The sequence below is a fragment of the Microbacterium sp. Soil_C_42 genome (assembly GCF_057656735.1).
On the sequence record NZ_JBDGJU010000008.1, the window covers coordinates 50,933 to 68,141 of the forward strand.

Below are 17,209 nucleotides of genomic sequence, written 5' to 3' on the forward strand. Positions count from 1 at the left end.
AAGCTCCTTCGCTTGTTGTTATGAACCTATCCGGCGATGCGCCGGTGGCAGCGGGTCACCCCGTGGTCGTCTCGGCCGCGACCGGCGCACCGACGCGCACCCAGCCGGAGTCGCTCTGCGAGCTCTCCTCCACAGCGGCCAGCACGCGCTGCACCGACAGCCCCTCGGCGAAGGACGGGTGCGGGTCGGTGCCCTCGCTGATCGCGGTCACGAGGTCCACGACCTGGTGGCTGAACCCGTGCTCGTAGCCGAGCATGTGACCGGCCGGCCACCATGAGGCGACGTACGGATGCTGCGCCTCGGTGACGAGGATCCGCGTGAAGCCCTGCGTGGCCTCGGGCGCCGTGCGGTCGTAGAACCACAGCGTGTTGAGATCCTCGAGGTCGAAGCGCAGCGCGCCGGTGGAACCGGATACCTCGATCGAGAGGTCGTTCTTGCGGCCGGTGGCGAAGCGCGTCGCCTCGAACGACACCAGGGCGCCGGTGGACAGGCGACCGGTGAAGATCGCGACGTCGTCGACGGTGACCTCGCCGTACCCCTCGGCCGCGGTGCCGGAGAGTCCGGAGCCGGATCCCTGCAGCGGACGCTGCTTCACGATGGTGTCGAGCACGCCCGAGACCTCGGTCACGTCCAGCCCCGTCACGAACTGCGTCATGTCGATGATGTGGGCGCCGATGTCGCCGAGTGCGCCCGAACCCGCGTGCTCCTTCTGCAGGCGCCAGGCAAGCGGCATCTCAGGGTCGACGAGCCAGTCCTGCCGGTACGCCGCGCGCACGTGCGCGATCCTGCCGACCGCGCCCTGCGCGATCAGGTCCCGCAGGAACGTCACCGCCGGGACGCGGCGGTAGGTGAACCCGACCATCGACCGCACGCCGCGCGCGGCGGCGCGGGCGGCAGCCTCGGCCATCGCCTCGGCCTCCTCGACGGTGTTGGCCAGCGGCTTCTCGCACAGCACGTGCTTGTCGGCCTCGAGCGCCGCGATGGCGATCTCGGCGTGCGAGTCGCCGGGCGTGACGATGTCGACGATGTCGATGTCGGAGCGTTCGATCACCTCGCGCCAGTCGGTCGCCGACTCGGCCCAGCCCCACTGGGCGGCAGCATCCGCCACCGCCTCGACGTTGCGTCCGACGAGGACGGCCATCTCGACGTCGTCGGGCAGGGAGAACACGTGCGGCGCCTGCCGCCACCCGACCGAGTGCGCGGCGCCCATGAACCCGTAGCCGATCATGGCCACGCGGAGCGTCATGCGAGCACGACCTCACGCTCGACCGGCACGCGATTGGTGACGTAGCGGCCGGGGCCGCCGTCTGTGCCCGGCATGATCTGCATGTAGAGCAGGCGCATCGTGAGGACGACCTCGACGGTGAGCTTCTCACCCGACGCGGGCGCCTGGTCGAGCGAGATCACGACGTCGGGGCGGTCGGCGACGAACCAGAGGGTCTCGGACTGCTGGGGCAGTTCGTCGATGCGGTAGCTGCGCCCTTGCAGCTCGAACCGCAGCGACTCCTTGGGGACCTGGACGCCGTTGACGGATGCTGCGACATCGTCGACCGCCGAAAGCCAGAGGCTGCGGTACCAGGGCAGCTGCACCGAGATGGCGATGCCGTCGTCGGTGCGGCGGACGTCCTTCTCGGAGAAGAGCGAGTTGTGGGTGGCCATGGCTGATCCTTCCCGGCCTCAGACCGCCGCGCCGGAGCGGGCGGCGACGGTCTCTTCGATCGCACGCCGCATGAGCGCGTGCTGCTTCTTCACGAGGTCGATGGGGTCCGCCTCGCCGAGGTCGGAGAACGCGTGACCCTCCCACTCGCTCGAGAGGTAGCCCTGATAGCCGCCCTCGACGAACTGCTTCACGATGCGCGGAATGTCCATCGCGGGCTCTTCGCCGTCGGCGCCGATGTCGTAGAACTTCGCGTGCACGTGGAAGATCTGCGGCATGATGTCGAGCCACTCCTCCGGCGGGACGAGCCCGTGCATGTTGAAGGCGAGGCGCGTGAACGGACCGGCCTTGAGGAAGTCCCAGCCCTGCGCCGTGAGGTAGTCCTCGAACTCCTGGTTCCGCACGTGCATCGGCAGCGGCTTGTGCCAGATCTCGTCCATCACCGGGAAGTACTCCTCCGGCATGTCCATCTGGCGAAGGGTGCCCAGCAGGCGCGGCGAGAGGCTGTGCATCGTCGACGAGAAGTCTGCGGTGAAGCCGAGCCGATCGCTGCCCAGCTCTTCGTAGAGTTCGCGGATCTGCAGCACCTTGGGGCTGTTCGGCCCCTCGGGCGCGTGGATCTCGTAGCCGAGCCGCTGGTCGTACTTCTCGGCGAGCGGAAGGAGGCTGCGCAGCAGCTCCTTGCCTGCGGAGCGGATCACGACCCTCTTGAAGCCCAGCGTGTGCGCGGTCTTCAGCTGCCGCGCGAGGAAGTCGTGCTCCTCGTCGGGCGTCATGTCGCGGTCCTTGCGGCGCCCCATGTCGAGGTTCGTGCCGACAGCGCTGGGCTCGAGCTCGTACTTCTCGAGCGCGTCGAACCACACCTTGACGAAGGCATCGTCGACGTCGGGGTACGTGCGCAGCAGCTGCGCGATGTTGAACTCGACGCCCGGTCCGATGCCGTTCGCGGCGACGGCGGCGATGAGCGTCTCGGGCGTGTAGAGCCCGGCGGCGAACTCGCTCGTCATCGAGTACAGCGTCGTGCCGAGGCGGATGCCGGTGCCGGCGATGTCGGCACTCATGCCTTCGCCCCTTCGGTGCTGGGCAGCCACTGGGCCAGCTGCGTGCGCGCGGCCGCAGCATCCGTCACCATGCGCGACCCTGCCGTCTGCGCAGCCGAGCGCTGCACGGCCTGCTCGCCCGCGATGATGTCGAAGGGCGACTGCCAGTGGTTCCAGTGCCAGCCTTCGTACTCACTCGAGATGGCGCCGTTGTAGCCGTTCTCGACGAGCAGGGTCACGAGGTCGCGCACCGGCACCGAGGGCTCTTCGCCTGATTCGTCGATGCCGAAGAACTTGCCGTGCACGTGCTTGATCCACGGGAAGATCTCGAGCCAGTCGTCGACGCGCGCGGGGCCGAACAGCCCCGTGCCGTTGATGCCGAAGTCGATTCCGAGATCGGGGCGGCCGTTCTGCGCGGCCAGGCCGATGAACCGTCCGAAGCGCTGCCCGTGGTCCGCCTGGTCGGCGGGCGGGCCCTGCTCGTAGAACTCGTTCCACAGCTCGACCACCTTGCCGAGGAGCTCCTCCGACGCGCCGCGGCGGCGGTAGGCCTCGAGCAGCGACGGCGCGAAACCGGAAACGGTGGCACCCCAGTCCATGGTGAAGCCGAGGAACGGCGAGCCGACCTTCTCGTAGCGGTCGCGCAGCGCCAGGATGCGCGGGTGCGAGGCGTACTGGTCGGCATGCACCTCGAGGGCGAGCGTGACGCCGTACTCCTCGGCGATGGGCGCGAGCGCCTCCATCGAGTCGGGCGTGATCGAGATCTGCACGCGCGCGATCGGGAACCCGAGCTTGGCGGCGGCCGCGATCTGGCGGCGCATGTACTCGAGCAGCTCGTCCTGGGTGAGGAGCCGGTCGCGGTGGATGCCGATGTCGGCGTTCACGGCCAGCGAGGTGGTGACGAGTCCGGTCTCGTCGACGAGGTCGCGGAACCAGCCGGCGAAGCGGTCGTCGATCTCGGGGAAGCCGCGGAAGCTCGAGAAACCGATGATCTCGAGGCCGGGGCCGTAGCCGTCGGCCGCCACCTTGCGGATGAGGCCCTCGAGGTCGTATTCGCGGCCATGGAAGGCGCGGGTGAAGCTGTAGAGCGTGACGCCCTGGATGGGCGAGCCGAGCGTGGTCATGCCGCCACCGCCTTTCGTGCGGTCAGGGTCTTCGCGTCGCGCTCCTCGATGTGGAGCACTTCGTCGGCGCCGATGACGATGTACGGGATGTAGAGGGTGAGGCCGACCTCGACCTTGTGCTCGGTCTCGTCGGCGAGCTCGAGGTCGCCCGAGAGAACGGCGGAGTCGGTGGGGAACCACCACTCGTCGGTGTTCGGCACGAGCTCGTCGAAGGTGAAGGTCTGGCCGTTCATCCCCCAGCGGAGGGAATCGGCCGGCACCTCGACCCCGTCGACGGTGAGCGTGGCGCGGCCGATGCACGAGGCGGGCAGTGCGCGGTACCACGGCAGCCGAACCTCGACCGAGACGCGGGCGCCGTCGGTAGTGAGCGTTCCCTGCTCGATGATGCGATCGGGGATCACAGAGTCCTCCTTGACACTTACTTCTTGTTTCTACACTCTAATGTCTGAATCAGACATAAGCAAGAGTTGGCCGTCGATTCGAGGCGTTTCGTCTCGCTTCGCTCGCTCAACGACCGGGCGTGAGGGTTCGAGCGATATGACGCGCTCCGCGCACCCCGAGCGCGACCGACGTCAGCGTGGGGTTGCACGCCGTCGCCGTCGGGATCACGCCGTTGCCGGCGACGAACAAGCCGGGCACACCCCACACCTCGCTGTCGGGGCCGCAGACGCTCCGCCCGTCGTCGGTCTCACCCATGCGGGTCGTGCCCTGGTAGTGCAGCGACGCACCGAGCGGCATCGTGAACGGCCGGTCGCCGATCGGCTCGCCGACGGCCTTCGCCAGCTCGACGATCTCCTCCCGCGCGCGATCGAGCACGGCGTGATCGCGATCGGTGAGCGTGTAGTGCAGCCGCATCGCCGGCATCCCGTACGAGTCCTGCTCCGAATCCGAGAACTCGACGCGGTCCTCCCACTGCAGGTCCTTCGCGCAGAACAGTCCGAGTCCCACGATCGACCCCGGGATCACCGGGTCGTCGTCCGCGAGCGGCACCGGCGACGCGTCGAGCTGCATGATCTGCCCATGGAACGGCATCTCGTCCGTGAACGGCACCCAGCTGACCCCGCTCTGCTCGCTGAGGGCTCCGGATGCTGCGATCCCGTCCTCTGCGGGCGGCTCGACGTCGCGCAGTCGCGAGGCGTAGACCACCTGCGTCTGGTCGTTGAGCATGCGCCCGAGCGCAGCGGGGCGCACGCCCGACGCCCACAGCACCTGCGGGGTGCGCAGCGCATCCGCGGCGACCACGACGGCACGGGCGCGCACCGCGTGCACCTCACCGGTGCGCAGATCCCGGACCTCGACGCCGACGGCGCGACCGTCCTCGACGAGCACGCGCGCCACGAGCGACTCGTCGAACAGCGAGAACCGTGGGTTCGCGCGCGTGACGTCGCCGAGCACGACATCCGAGCCCGACCACGCCAGCCGTCCGTCGTCTCGCCGGTGCACCGCGAGCGGCATGCGCTGCACGCGCGCGGCCTCCGCGCGGCCGTCGTCGACGACAGCCGCGAGCCGGTCGCGCACGAGCGCGGTGAACGGCGCCGCGTCGAAGGCATCCGTCGTCACCCCCAAGAGGCGGTCGCCGTCAGCGAGCAGGTCGTCGAGGTCGTCGAGGAACGCGATGCGCTCGCTCCCACCCGGACGCGGGCAGGCGCCGGTCCAGTGGGCCGCCATGCCCCCGACGTTGCTCGAGAAGGCAGCGACCGGAAGGCCGTCCTCCCCGTCGAGCTGGTAGCCGTCGGCGAGCAGGTAGGTGCCGGGGCGGGCGCGCCGCTCACCCGACTTCACCGCTCCGGGCGAGTTGACCGTCGCCGCGCCCGCCCCGGGGCCTTCCGAGCGCTCCTGCGCCCGGGCACGGCGCTCTGCGTCTTCGATGTTCTTCACGTGGGCGCCCGGCGGGTCGGAGACCGTGGGCCCGACCTCGAACATCGCGATCGAGGCATCCGGCGCCTCCTCGCTCAGGATGCGCGCGTACGTCGCACCGGCGGGACCGCTGCCCACGATCGCGACGTCGACCGACGCGGGGTAGCGGCTCATGCCGTGACCGCCAGCTCACGGATGAGCGCGACGGATGCTGCGGACTCGACCGTCGGGTAATACTCGAGGCCGATCGGCCCGTCGTAGCCGCTGGCGCGGAGGATGCCGAAGCGCTCCGCCCAGTCGAGGTCGCCGGTGCCCGGTTCGCCGCGGCCAGGGGCGTCGGCGAGCTGGACGTACTTCACGAGGTCGCCCGCGCCGGCCAGTTCGACGGCCATGTCCTCGCCCTCGACGGCCGAGTGGTAGATGTCGTACAGCACACCGAACTGCGGCGACGCGACGCCGCGCGCGACATAGACGGCCTCGGCGGTGCGGTCCAGGAGCGAGCCGGGGTGGTCGACGCGCACGTTGACCGGCTCGAGCACGAGCGTGATGCCGGAGCCGTCGATCTGCGCGATGGCCTTCTGGTAGATCTCGACCAGCTTGTCGAGCTGCACCTGGCGCTTCCAGCCGCCGAAGCCCGTGCCGCTGCCGACGACCATGCGCGGGCAGCCGAGGTCGGTGGCGATCGCGACACCCTCGTCGAGCTTGCGGTAGAACTCCGAGTGGTCCCACGGCGGGATCATGAACTGCGTGCGGGGCTCCGCGAGCTGAGCGGTCAGCTGCGTGCCGGTCTCTTCGAGCGCGGCCTTGAGCGCCGGCAGATCCTTGGGCGTCGCGGGAGCGTCCGCTCCGGTGGGGCCCCACATCTCGACGGCGTCGAATCCGGCCGCAGCGGCCGCGCGCACGCGGTCGTGGTAATCGCCTGCCTCGGTGAAGAGCAGTTCGATGTTGGGTGCGAGCTGGTACATGACTCTCCTGGTTTCAGAACATCGGGTGGTCGTGGACGGCATGCACGGGGACTTGCTGCCGCACGTCCCAGTGCTCGACGATCCGGCCGTCCTCGAATCGGTAGATGTCCGCGACCGCGGCGGAACCAGCGCCTCAGCCCTTCAGGCCGCCGGCGAAGCCCTGGATGAACTTCTTCTGGGCGAACATGTAGAAGAGCAGGATCGGGATCATCGAGATGATCACGACGGCGAAGATCTTGTTCCACGCCGATACGAGGCCGCCGACGTACGTGTACATCGCGACGGGCAGCGTCTGCGTCGTCGAGCCGCCTAGGAAGATCAGCGAGTTGAAGAAGTCGTTCCAGACGATGAGGCCCGCGAGGATCGCGACCGTGCCGGTCGCCGGGGCCATGAGCGGAAGCACGACACGGAAGAACGCCTGCGTCGGCGAGGCCCCGTCGATGACGGCCGCTTCTTCGTACTCGGTCGTGAGGCCGCGGAAGAAGCTGGCGTAGAGGAACACCGACAACGGCAGCAGGATGCCGATCCACAGCAGGATCATGCCGATCGCGTTGCCGGTGAGGCCCACGGAGCGCGCCCCGATGTAGAGCGGCACGGTGCCCAGCTGCGCCGGCAGGATGATCGCGATGAGCACGAGGTAGAACGTCAGGTTCGTCCAGGCGCGCGTGCGCCGCGTGATGACGTACGCGGCGACCGAGCCGAAGAGCACGAGGCCGAAGATCGCGCCGGCCGTGATGATCGCGCTGTTGAGCATCGCCATCGGGATGCTGTTGCGCCCTCCGGTCGTCAGGACCTCGATGAACGCGCTGAAGTCGAGCGACTGCGGCGGAGCCATGGCGCTCGTCGTGAGCGCCTCCTGGTCGGTCTTGAACGCGGTGGCGATGAGGAAGTAGAACGGCAGCAGCCCGATCAGGGTGATGATCCAGATGAGGACCTCGCGAGCCGCGGTGAGCTTGGTGTACCGGAACATGTCAGGCCTTTCGAGCGGCGTCGCGGTCGCGCGTCGCGTACTGCTGAAGGATGGCGAAGACGAGGATGATCAAGGTCAGCACGAGCGCGAGCGCCGAGCCGAAACCGAACTGGCCGAGCGAGAACGCCTGCTTGTAGACCTGTGTCGCGAGCGTCTCGGTGGCCCCGGCGGGCCCTCCGCCCGTGAGCGCCAGGATCTGGTCGAAGATGCGCAGGCCCTGGATGATGCCGAGCGTCGTGGCGATCGCGATGGAGGGACGGATGCCGGGGACCGTGACGTGCCAGAACCGCTTGAAGACGCCGGCACCGTCGAGCGCGGCCGCCTCTTCCAGCTCGACCGGCACCGAGGCGAGGCCGGCCAGGTAGATCACCATGACGAAGCCGGTCTGCTGCCAGACGACCGTGAGCAGGATCGCCCAGATCGACCAGGTGGGGTCGGCGAGCCAGACCTTCTGCATCTCTTCGAGGCCGATCGCGGCGAGGAAGCCGTTGAGCGGCCCGTTGAACTGGAAGATGAACTTCCACACGTAGGCCACCGCGAGGGGGCTCAGCACGACCGGCATGAACAACAGCGTGCGCAGGATGTAGCGGGTCTTGAGCGTGCGGTTGATGGCCAGGGCGAAGCCGAGACCGAGGATGTTCGTCAGGATGACGGAGCCGAACGCCAGGAACAGCGTATTGATCACGGCGCCGACCATGAGCGGGTCGTTGAAGATCCGCACGAAGTTGTCGAGGCCGATGAACTCCCAGTCACCGAGGCCGGTCCAGTTCGTGAAGGCGAAGAACCCTCCCGTCAGGGTGGCGACATAGTGCACCGCGATGACGAGGATGATGGCCGGAAGAGCCCACCACCAGTGCCCGTAGCTGATGAGGGGCTTGCGGCCGCGAGGCCGAGGCGTGCGTCGTGCTTCGGGTGGCACCGTGATGGTGCGCGTCGCGTCTCGCTCGATCGTCACTGTCATCTACTCTCTGACCTCGTCGTCATGCGCCCCTTCACCGGCGGCGTCACAGCCACTATCACACACTTGTGTCGGAAGCACACATTAGTTCTGGCAATACCGGATATAAGTGGTTCAGGACCCCGCGGCAGGTCGTTCCTCGCGCAGGATGAGGACGTGGCCGAGTCATCGTCGAGCGCGCCCGAGGGCCTCTCCTTCCTGTGGCAGAACTTCGTCGACCCGCCGGACGAGGCGCGCCCGCGCGCCTGGTGGCACTGGATGGACGGCAACATCGACCCCGCCGGCATCGTGCGGGATCTGACCTGGCTGCACGATGTCGGCGTGCGCGGTGTGCAGCTCTTCGACGGCGGCATGGGGGTTCCCCTCGTCGTGCCCGAACCGGTGCGGCCGGGAACGGATGCCTGGCACGAGGCGATCCAGGCGACGTCGCGCACGGCTGCCGACCTCGGCCTCGAACTCGCGGTCGCGACGTCATCGGGCTGGAGCGCCTCGGGCGGTCCGTGGGTGGAGCCCGCCGACGCCATGAAGAAGGTGGTGTGGTCGGAGTGCGTCATCGACGGCGGCGAGCGCCGCGCCGTCGAGCTCCCGCCGCTGCCGGCGGTCGCGGGCACCTTCCAGGACTCCCCACGCCCCGGCGCGGACCCGCGCGAACCGTGGGCGGTGGACTGGCGCGTGGTCGCCCTACCGGCCGCGCCGGCGCACGAGACGCTCCGTCCGGACCGGGTGCACGGCTCCGCGCCCGTCGACGACATCGACCGGCTCGTCGACGGCTCCTTCGGCGGCGCCGTCGCACTCCCGCGAGATCCCGACGCGTGGTCGTCGGCATGGCTCGAGCTCGACTTCGACGAGCCCGTGACGGTCCGCTCGGTCACGCTCGGCCTCCCCGGGCCGCGCGGTTTCGGCGCCGCGCCACCGCCCGAGGCCGTGCTGCAGGTGAGCGACGACGGTACCGCCTATCGCGACGTCATCACCCTGCCGGCCACGACGGTGCCGGCGAGATCTGCGACGTTCGCCCCGGTCACGGGCCGCCGCTTCCGGCTCCTGCTGTCGGGCGCCAGCGCCGCCGAGGCGCTCCCGCCCGTCGCCGACGGCGTGCGACTGCCGCCGGTGCTCCGCCGCAGCGACGCCTTCCTCGTCTCCGAGTTCGCGTTGCGCACCGGCGCCCGCGTGCACCATGCCGAGGTCAAGGCCGGCTTCGGCGTCGTCGCCGACTACTTCGCGATCGACACGATCGCCGGAACGGTCCCCACGGCTCCGTCCGAGATCCACGACCTCACCGCCCACCTCGACGGCGCCCGCCTCACGTGGGACGCTCCGCCCGGGCGCTGGCGTGTGCTGCGGATCGGGGCATCCCTCACCGGCCAGACCAACGGTCCGGCACTGCCGGACGCCACGGGCCTCGAGGTGGACAAGCTCGACGGCCGCCGGGTCGCGGCGTACCTCGAGCGGCATCTCGAGCGGTTCGCCCCCGGTCGGTACGACGCCGTGCTCAGCGACAGCATCGAGGCCGGGGCGCAGAACTGGACCGACGGGATTCTCGAGCGCTTCCGCGACCTGCGCGGCTACGACCCGACGCCGTGGCTGCCGACGCTCACCGGGTACCTCGTGGGCGGAGCCGAGGCATCCGATCGATTCCTCTACGACTACCGTCGGACGCTCTCGGAGCTGCTCGCGACCGAGTACTACGGAACGCTCTCCGCCGAGGCGCACCGCCGCGGCATGACGTACTACTCCGAGGCGCTCGAGGACGGGCGGCCGCAGCTCGGCGACGACCTGGCGATGCGGGCGCACGCCGACGTGCCGATGGGCGCCATGTGGACGTTCGACCCCGAAGCCGGTCCGCGGCCGACGTATGTCGCGGACCTCAAGGGCGCAGCATCCGTCGCGCATGTTCACGGCAGGCGGTGGACGGGCGCCGAGGCGTTCACGAGCTTCGACCGCCCGTGGGCCTCGTCGCCGCAGAGCCTCAAGCATGTCGCCGACCTTCAGCTGGCGCTCGGCGTGACACGCTTCTGCATCCACACGTCGCCGCACCAGCCGCTCGCGGCGCCGCCGCCGGGCATCGCGCTCGCGCCGTTCCTCGGACAGGCGTTCACCGCGAACGAGACCTGGGCGAGCATGGCACGCCCGTGGATCGACTACCTCGCGCGGTGCTCGGCGCTGCTCTCGTCGGGCGAGCCCGCGGTCGACATCGCCGTCTTCGTCGGCGAGGAGGCGCCGGTGACGGGCCTCTACGACGCCGGCTTCGACGCGACCGTGCCGGACGGCTTCGACTTCGACTACGTCGGGGCGGACGCGCTGGCGCTGCTGCGGGTGGAGGACGGCGAGCTCGTCGCGCACGGCGCGCGATACCGGGCGCTCCACCTCGGCGGCTCGAGTCGGCGCCTGACCAACGAGACGCTGCGCCGGATCGCCGCGCTGCTCGACGCGGGAGCGACGGTGGTGGGCGTGCCGCCCGAGCAGTCGCCGTCCCTCGCCGACTCCGATGTCGAGTTCGCGCGGCTGTGCGACGAGATCTGGGTTCGCCCGCGCGCGCGTGGCCGAGTCGTGGCCACGGCGAATCTCGGCGAAGCTCTGAGCACGCTGGGCATCACGCCGCACCTCGAGGTCGTCGGGGCGAGGCTGCGCACCATCGCGCGGGTGGTCGACGGGCAGCGCATCACGTTCCTCGCCAATCCGACCGCCGAGGCTGTGAGCGCACGGATCGTCGTGCCCGCCGAGGTGGGGACGCTCAGCGCGTGGGACCCGGTCACGCTCCGCACCGCGCCGCTGGTCGACGTCGGCGCGGTCGGTGACCGCCGGTCGTTCGAGATCGCCCTGGCGCCGTTCGGCTCGGTGTTCGTGGTGCCGTGCGGTCCCGGTTCGGCGGCAGCCGTCGGGACCGTCGATCGTCGGACGATCGAGGGAGCGTGGACGCTGGAGCTTCCCGGCCGCTCGCCGGTCGCGCTGCCCGATGGACCGCGGCCGTGGACCGACCTCGACGACGAGGCACGGGCGTTCTCGGGAACGGCGGTCTATCGCACGCGGTTCACGCTGACCGGACAACCGGACGACGGGCGGATCACGCTCGAGCTCGGGCGCGTCGGCGACATCGCCCGGGTGGTGCTCAACGGCGTCGAGTGCGGGATCGCGTGGACGACGCCGTTCCACGTCGACGTGACCGCGGCGGTGAGGGCCGGCGACAATGCGCTCGAGGTCGAGATCGCCAATCCGTGGCGCAATCGGCTCATCGCCGAGGCATCCGTGCCCACCGGTGAGATCTTCGCGCCGATGGCCGAAGTGTTCGAGAAGAATGCCGCGCCGCTGGCTGCAGGCCTCGCAGGGCCCGTGGCGCTGCTCATCGAGATGACCCTCTGACCTGGGCGAAATGGCGGATCACCCAGGCAATTGCCGCACATAAGCACTGCTAATGTCAGAAACCTACATATCGTGCGACGCTTGATGTGCGGCCCCGAGGCCGAGCCAGCAACCCGAGCTGGCGACAACGAAGTCACGAAAGGGTCGAAATGCCACAGCACACTGCTTCCCGGCCTCTCCGGTGGTCGCTTCTCGCGGCTCCCGTCGCCGGGGTCCTCATCCTCGCCGGCTGTTCCGGCGGCGGCGACAGCGGCGCAGACTCCGGCGACTCCGCCGACAAGGGGTTCACGCTCATGGTCGCCGAGGCGAACGACGCGGACAACTACTACCAGCAGCTCACCGACATGTACACCGAGGAGACCGGCGTACCGGTCGAGGTGATCCCGTATCCGTCGGACGCGTACAACACGCAGGTCACCACGCAGCTGCAGGCCGGCAACGCCGCCGACGCGATGATCCTCGCTCCCGGTACCGGCCAGCCGATCTCGGTGGTCACGCTCGCCGAAGCAGGCTTCCTCGAGCCGCTCGACGACACCAGCGCGGGCATCATCCCCGCGGGCAGCGAGGCGCAGTACACCGTCGACGACAAGGTCTACGGTCAGCCCACCGCGCTCGCCCCGGTCGGCCTCATCTACAACTCCGCCGGCGCCGAAGAGGTCGGCATCGACGAGTACCCCGCGACGTACGACGACCTGCTGGCCGCCTGCCAGGCGGCCCGCGACGGCGGAAAGACGTTCACGGTCCTCGCCGGCGGCGTGCCGTTCAACACCGGCCTGTTCGCCCAGCTCATCTCGGCCACCCGCGTCTACGAGGGCACCCCGGACTGGAACGAGCAGCGGGCCGCGGGCGACGTCACCTTCGCCGACAGCGACGGCTGGCAGGAGACGCTCGACGACATCATCGAGCTCAACGACACCGGCTGCTTCCAGGACGGCGCGGCGGGCGGCACGTTCGACAACATCACCGCCGGCATCGGTGGCGGCACGGCGCTGACGGCGGCGACGCCCGGCTCAGCCGCGGCCTCGATCGGCGGCGCCACCGGCCTCGACATCACCGTCCAGGCCTTCCCTCCGGCAGACGGCCAGGAGCCCTTCACGCTCGCATCGGCGAACTACGCCTGGGCCATCAACGCGAAGTCCGACGACGCCGTGAAGAAGTCCGCGCAGGAGTTCCTCGACTGGGCGGCCCAGCCGGAGCAGGCCAAGACCTACGCCGACCTGGCGGGCTACGTGCCGATCACCGGCGCGACCGCCGACGAGCTGCTCCCGAGCTACGCACCGATCGGCGACCTGCTCGAGTCGGGCGCCTACACGGGCCTGCCGAACGCCAGCTGGCCGAACCCGGCCGTCTACGACGCGCTCGGCGTCGGAGTGCAGGGCCTCTTGACCGGTCAGAAGACGGTCGACCAGGTACTCGCCGAGATGGACGCGGCGTGGGGCAACTGACCCACAGTCGCTGAATGGCGACCTGCCGCCCGGGGCCTCGGCCCCGGGCGGCATCGCCGTCCACCCGACTCCGCGCGCGGCCCCGACATCGAGGTGGCGCAACACGCCGAACGACTCGCCCCACCCCGCGCGGTCACGATCCCCGAAGGAGCACCAGATGAACCGATCCGCCCGCGTGCAGCGGCTGCTCGCCGAGATGACCCCGGCCGAGAAGCTCGGCCAGCTGCAGATCGTGTTCCGTCCGCGGCACGACGATGCCGCGGAGCTCATCCGCGAGGGTCTCGGCTCGATCTTCTGGCCCCGGTCGGCGGCGGCGACCAACGCGCTGCAGCGGGTCGCCGTGGAAGAGACGCGCCTCGGCATCCCCGTGCTGGTCGGGCTCGACGTCATCCACGGGCAGCGCACGATCGCGCCCGTCCCGCTCGCGCAGGCCGCGAGCTTCGACCCTTCGCTCGTCGAGGAGCTCGCCGCGCTCGCGGCTGCCGAAGCGCGCTCGGGCGGCGTCACATGGACCTTCTCCCCCATGGTCGACGTCTCCCGCGATCCGCGCTGGGGCCGCGTGGTCGAGGGGTTCGGCGAGGACGTCCACCTCACCTCTGTCATGGGCCGCGCGATGGTGCGCGGCTACCAGGGCGACGCCCTCGCCGGCCCACAGGCGATCGCCGCGACCGCGAAGCACTTCGTCGCCTACGGTCAGCCCGAGGGCGGCCGCGACTACAACACGGTCGACGTGTCGGAGCACCGGCTGCGCAACACGTATCTCGAGCCGTTCCGCGCGGTCGTCGACGAGGGCGCGGCCTCGGTGATGGCGTCGTTCAACACCGTCGCCGGTGTGCCGATGCACGCCAACCGGCGGCTGATGACCGGGGTGCTCAAGGACGAGTGGGGGTTCCCCGGCGTCGTCGTGGGCGATGCCGAGGGCGTGCGCAATCTGCTTCCGCACGGCATCGCCGAGGATCTGACGGATGCCGCGTCCCAGGCGTTCCGCGCCGGGCTCGACGTCGAGATGGGCGGCGCCCCTTCGGAGGTCGCCGACGCCCTGCTCTCGGCGATCGACCCCGCGCGCCTCGACGACGCCGTCGCCCGCGTGCTCGCGCTCAAGGAGTCGCTCGGTCTCTTCGACTCCCCGTACGCGAGCGAGGGGGACGAGCTCACCGCCCCGACCGACGCGGGGCGGGCGCTCGTGCGGCGCGCCGCCGCCCGGTCGTCGGTGCTGCTCAAGAACGACGGAACGCTGCCGCTCGGCGCACCCGCGCGCGTGCTGCTGACGGGCCCTTACGCCGACTCGACCGATCACCTCGGCGCCTGGACGCAGTCCTTCGGCGCGGATGCAGAGACCATCGCCGGTGAGTTCGCTGCGCGACGACCCGACGTCGATCTGCGGGTCGTCCGCGGCGTCGACTTCCTCGGCGAGGACGCATCCGGCATCGCGGACGCCGTCGCGGCCGCCCGGGCCAGCGACGTCGTCGTGGTGCTCGTCGGTGAGCCCAGCGCGCTGTCGGGCGAGGCCGCCTCGCGCAGCGACCTGCGCCTGCCGGGCCGCCAGGAGCAGCTGATCCGCGAGATCGCCGCCACCGGCGTCCCGTTCGCCGTCGTCCTCGAGACGGGACGCCCGCTGGTCGTCTCGGACTGGATCGACCTCGCGGGAACGGTCGTCGTCGCCTGGCACGGCGGCACTGAGGCCCCGGCCGCGATCGTCGACGTGCTCCTGGGCGACGCCGATCCCGCCGGACGTCTGCCGATGTCGTGGCCGCGGTCGATCGGGCAGATCCCGATCCACTACGCGCACGAGAACACCGGTCGCCCCGCGACGACGGGCGGATCGCTCACCACCGAGACCGCCGACATCGGCCTGCACGGCCCGGCCAACGTCGCCGACAAGTACACCTCGAAGTACCTCGACCTCGAGCTCGGGCCGGAGTTCCCCTTCGGCCACGGTTCGGGCTATGCGACCTTCGCGCACGCTCCGGCGACACTGTCGGCTTCCTCGATCAGCGGCGCCGAACTCGACGGCGGCGCGACGCTGTCACTGTCGCTCGTGGTCGCCAACACGTCGGCGCGCACCGGCGACGAGGTCGTCCAGGTCTACGTCGAGGATGTCGTCGCGAGCGTCGCTCCTCCGGTCCGCAGGCTCGTCGCGTTCGAGCGCCGGACCATCGAGCCCGGCCGCACCACGCAGTTCGAGTTCGAGATCGGCCGCGATCAGCTCGGCTTCTGGGCTGTGGATGCTGCGCCCCCGGCGTTCGTCGTGGAGCCCGGCCTCTTCCGCCTGCACCTCGGTGCAACGCTCGCCTCGACCCAGGCCGTCGACCTGCGGGTCGTCTGACTCAGCGCAGGGGCCGGTACCGGAAGTCGCGGAACCGCACCGTCCCCGCGCCGGCCGCGTAGAGCGCCGGGCGCAGGCTCAGCAGGTCGCCCATGGTGTTGGCGTGGTACCCCGATGTCTCGTAGCGGATCGCGTGACGCACCCACTCCCCGCCGGGCTCGCGGTACCAGCCCGTCACGATGTGCTCGTCGTTGCGGATCCGCAGCTGCAGACGACGCACTGCGGGCGCAGGCTCCCGCCAGTGCGTGACGTGGCCGCCCGAGTAGCTCCGCATCCGTTCCCCGTCCATCCCCATCCCGCAGAACAGCCGGTCGTTGAAGAAGAGCAGCAGCCCACCTTCGGCCCCGTCGATCTCGACGTCGACCTCGACCTCGTAGGAGTGGTCGCCGACGACGAGCGCGAGCGGCGACGTGTCGCCCGGCCCCGTCCCCTTGCCCGCGAGCACCAGGCCGTCGTCGAGCGTGAGACGCGCGGCCTCGCCGGGCGATGGGGCGTGGAAGGTCCACCGCTCACCGAGACGCAGATCGGCGAAGTCGTCGTCGAACCCCGGGGACGGTGACGGGACGGATGCCTCGGCCGGGGCATCCAGCTCGCCCCCGATGTCGTCCAGCGCGGCGACCGGCCAGCCGTCCTCGGTCCACGCGATGGGCTCGAGCAGGATCTGGCGACCGAGCGTGCGGTAGCCGTTCTCGTACCCGTGCGAGACCATCCACCAGCTGCCTTCGCCCGTGGAGAGGATCGTCGCGTGCCCGCGCGACCACCATTTCTCGGAGGCGTCCTCCGTGCGGGCGACGGGGTTGTGCGGACTGTTCTGCCACGGCCCGTGGACCGAACGGGACCGCGCGACGATGACCATGTGCCCGGTCGGCGGCCCGCCCGTGCCGCCGACGGCGCTCACGAGGTAGAACCACTCACCGCGCCGGAAGAGCTTGGGCCCTTCGAGGGCATACGCCTCGGTGATCCAGTCGTCGGGGTAGCGCCAGCCGTCGTAGACCTGCTCCAGCTCGCCGACGGTGGCCAGGCCGTCGGCGGTGAGACCGATGCGCCGGATGCCGTTGACGAAGAGGTACCGCTTGCCGTCCTCGCCGACGACGTGACCCGGGTCGATCGCCCACCGGATGCCGAGGTCGATGGGGTCCGACCACGGACCTTCCATCGAGTCGGCGTGGATGACGAAGATCGCCGGCGCGTCGAGTTCCGACCACGGCGCGGGGATGAAGGGGATGTAGATGAAGAAGCGCCCGTCCACTTCCGCGATGTCGACCGCGAACGTGCTGCCGAGCGGCTCGGCGAGTGCCGAGCCCGCGTAGGTCCAGTTCACGAGGTCGGGCGAACGATAGAGCAGGAGCCCCGGCGCCGACTCGAACGACGAGTACGTCATCCAGTACTCGTCGCCGACCTTGATGACGGCCGGGTCGGGGCGGTCTCCGCCCAGGACGGGGTTGACGAAGGTGGGCCGGTCAGCCATGGGTCGCACTCCTCGCCATACGCGCCCGCGCTATCACGGGGA

At 70.2% G+C, this 17,209-nt stretch carries 13 protein-coding genes; 3 read left to right on the forward strand and 10 right to left on the reverse strand.

Annotated features, from left to right (window positions below; translation table 11 throughout):
• Positions 1-55: 55 nt before the first annotated feature.
• The 9 genes from AC3A46_RS07300 to AC3A46_RS07340 form a co-directional block, all read right to left on the reverse strand.
• Positions 56-1,246 (reverse strand): Gfo/Idh/MocA family protein, encoded by a 1,191-nt coding sequence (locus AC3A46_RS07300; RefSeq protein ID WP_487664539.1) that lies wholly within the window; start codon positions 1,244-1,246, stop codon positions 56-58.
• Positions 1,243-1,659, reverse strand: a complete 417-nt coding sequence (locus tag AC3A46_RS07305) for a C-glycoside deglycosidase beta subunit domain-containing protein (RefSeq protein WP_487664540.1) — start codon at positions 1,657-1,659, stop codon at positions 1,243-1,245. Before AC3A46_RS07305 ends, AC3A46_RS07300 begins: the two co-directional genes overlap by 4 nt.
• A gap of 18 nt (positions 1,660-1,677) precedes the next feature.
• Positions 1,678-2,718, reverse strand: a complete 1,041-nt coding sequence (locus AC3A46_RS07310) for a sugar phosphate isomerase/epimerase family protein (RefSeq protein WP_487664541.1) — start codon at positions 2,716-2,718, stop codon at positions 1,678-1,680.
• Positions 2,715-3,821, reverse strand: a complete 1,107-nt coding sequence (locus AC3A46_RS07315; protein WP_487664542.1) for a sugar phosphate isomerase/epimerase family protein — start codon at positions 3,819-3,821, stop codon at positions 2,715-2,717. The genes AC3A46_RS07310 and AC3A46_RS07315 overlap by 4 nt, the downstream gene beginning before the upstream one ends.
• Complete coding sequence (locus tag AC3A46_RS07320; protein ID WP_487664543.1) at positions 3,818-4,222, reverse strand: C-glycoside deglycosidase beta subunit domain-containing protein; 405 nt, start codon at positions 4,220-4,222, stop codon at positions 3,818-3,820. The genes AC3A46_RS07315 and AC3A46_RS07320 overlap by 4 nt, the downstream gene beginning before the upstream one ends.
• 106 nt (positions 4,223-4,328) lie before the next feature.
• Entirely contained in the window at positions 4,329-5,852 is a 1,524-nt protein-coding gene (locus tag AC3A46_RS07325) for a GMC oxidoreductase (protein ID WP_487664544.1), read from the reverse strand.
• Positions 5,849-6,643: a TIM barrel protein gene (locus AC3A46_RS07330; protein WP_487664545.1), complete on the reverse strand. Its 795-nt coding sequence runs from the start codon at positions 6,641-6,643 to the stop codon at positions 5,849-5,851. The genes AC3A46_RS07325 and AC3A46_RS07330 overlap by 4 nt, the downstream gene beginning before the upstream one ends.
• A 133-nt stretch (positions 6,644-6,776) precedes the next feature.
• Positions 6,777-7,613, reverse strand: a complete 837-nt coding sequence (locus AC3A46_RS07335; protein WP_487664546.1) for a carbohydrate ABC transporter permease — start codon at positions 7,611-7,613, stop codon at positions 6,777-6,779.
• Between the two features lies 1 nt (position 7,614).
• The gene (locus tag AC3A46_RS07340; protein WP_487664547.1) at positions 7,615-8,574 is read right to left on the reverse strand and encodes a carbohydrate ABC transporter permease; all 960 of its coding nucleotides are present in this window, start codon (positions 8,572-8,574) and stop codon (positions 7,615-7,617) included.
• A 153-nt stretch (positions 8,575-8,727) separates the two neighbouring features.
• Here AC3A46_RS07340 and AC3A46_RS07345 point away from each other — a divergent pair, with 153 nt between their 5' ends.
• From AC3A46_RS07345 to AC3A46_RS07355, 3 genes are all read left to right on the forward strand, one after another.
• Complete coding sequence (locus AC3A46_RS07345; protein ID WP_487664548.1) at positions 8,728-11,928, forward strand: glycosyl hydrolase; 3,201 nt, start codon at positions 8,728-8,730, stop codon at positions 11,926-11,928.
• A 149-nt stretch (positions 11,929-12,077) separates the two neighbouring features.
• Positions 12,078-13,373, forward strand: coding sequence for an ABC transporter substrate-binding protein (locus AC3A46_RS07350; protein ID WP_487664549.1), 1,296 nt, complete (start codon positions 12,078-12,080; stop codon positions 13,371-13,373).
• Between the two features lie 157 nt (positions 13,374-13,530).
• Positions 13,531-15,699: a glycoside hydrolase family 3 N-terminal domain-containing protein gene (locus AC3A46_RS07355; RefSeq protein WP_487664550.1), complete on the forward strand. Its 2,169-nt coding sequence runs from the start codon at positions 13,531-13,533 to the stop codon at positions 15,697-15,699.
• A gap of 1 nt (position 15,700) precedes the next feature.
• Here the strand turns inward: AC3A46_RS07355 and AC3A46_RS07360 are convergent, their stop codons facing one another.
• Entirely contained in the window at positions 15,701-17,167 is a 1,467-nt protein-coding gene (locus tag AC3A46_RS07360) for a family 43 glycosylhydrolase (protein ID WP_487664551.1), read from the reverse strand.
• Positions 17,168-17,209: the final 42 nt, after the last annotated feature.

Coding starts and splice junctions, on each gene's coding strand:
- AC3A46_RS07315 (WP_487664542.1), bottom strand. CDS start 3,821: ATGACCACGCTCGGCTCGCCCATCCAGGGCGTCACGCTCTACAGCTTC.
- AC3A46_RS07325 (WP_487664544.1), bottom strand. CDS start 5,852: ATGAGCCGCTACCCCGCGTCGGTCGACGTCGCGATCGTGGGCAGCGGT.
- AC3A46_RS07300 (WP_487664539.1), bottom strand. CDS start 1,246: ATGACGCTCCGCGTGGCCATGATCGGCTACGGGTTCATGGGCGCCGCG.
- AC3A46_RS07305 (WP_487664540.1), bottom strand. CDS start 1,659: ATGGCCACCCACAACTCGCTCTTCTCCGAGAAGGACGTCCGCCGCACC.
- AC3A46_RS07340 (WP_487664547.1), bottom strand. CDS start 8,574: ATGACAGTGACGATCGAGCGAGACGCGACGCGCACCATCACGGTGCCA.
- AC3A46_RS07310 (WP_487664541.1), bottom strand. CDS start 2,718: ATGAGTGCCGACATCGCCGGCACCGGCATCCGCCTCGGCACGACGCTG.
- AC3A46_RS07360 (WP_487664551.1), bottom strand. CDS start 17,167: ATGGCTGACCGGCCCACCTTCGTCAACCCCGTCCTGGGCGGAGACCGC.
- AC3A46_RS07355 (WP_487664550.1), top strand. CDS start 13,531: ATGAACCGATCCGCCCGCGTGCAGCGGCTGCTCGCCGAGATGACCCCG.
- AC3A46_RS07350 (WP_487664549.1), top strand. CDS start 12,078: ATGCCACAGCACACTGCTTCCCGGCCTCTCCGGTGGTCGCTTCTCGCG.
- AC3A46_RS07335 (WP_487664546.1), bottom strand. CDS start 7,613: ATGTTCCGGTACACCAAGCTCACCGCGGCTCGCGAGGTCCTCATCTGG.
- AC3A46_RS07330 (WP_487664545.1), bottom strand. CDS start 6,643: ATGTACCAGCTCGCACCCAACATCGAACTGCTCTTCACCGAGGCAGGC.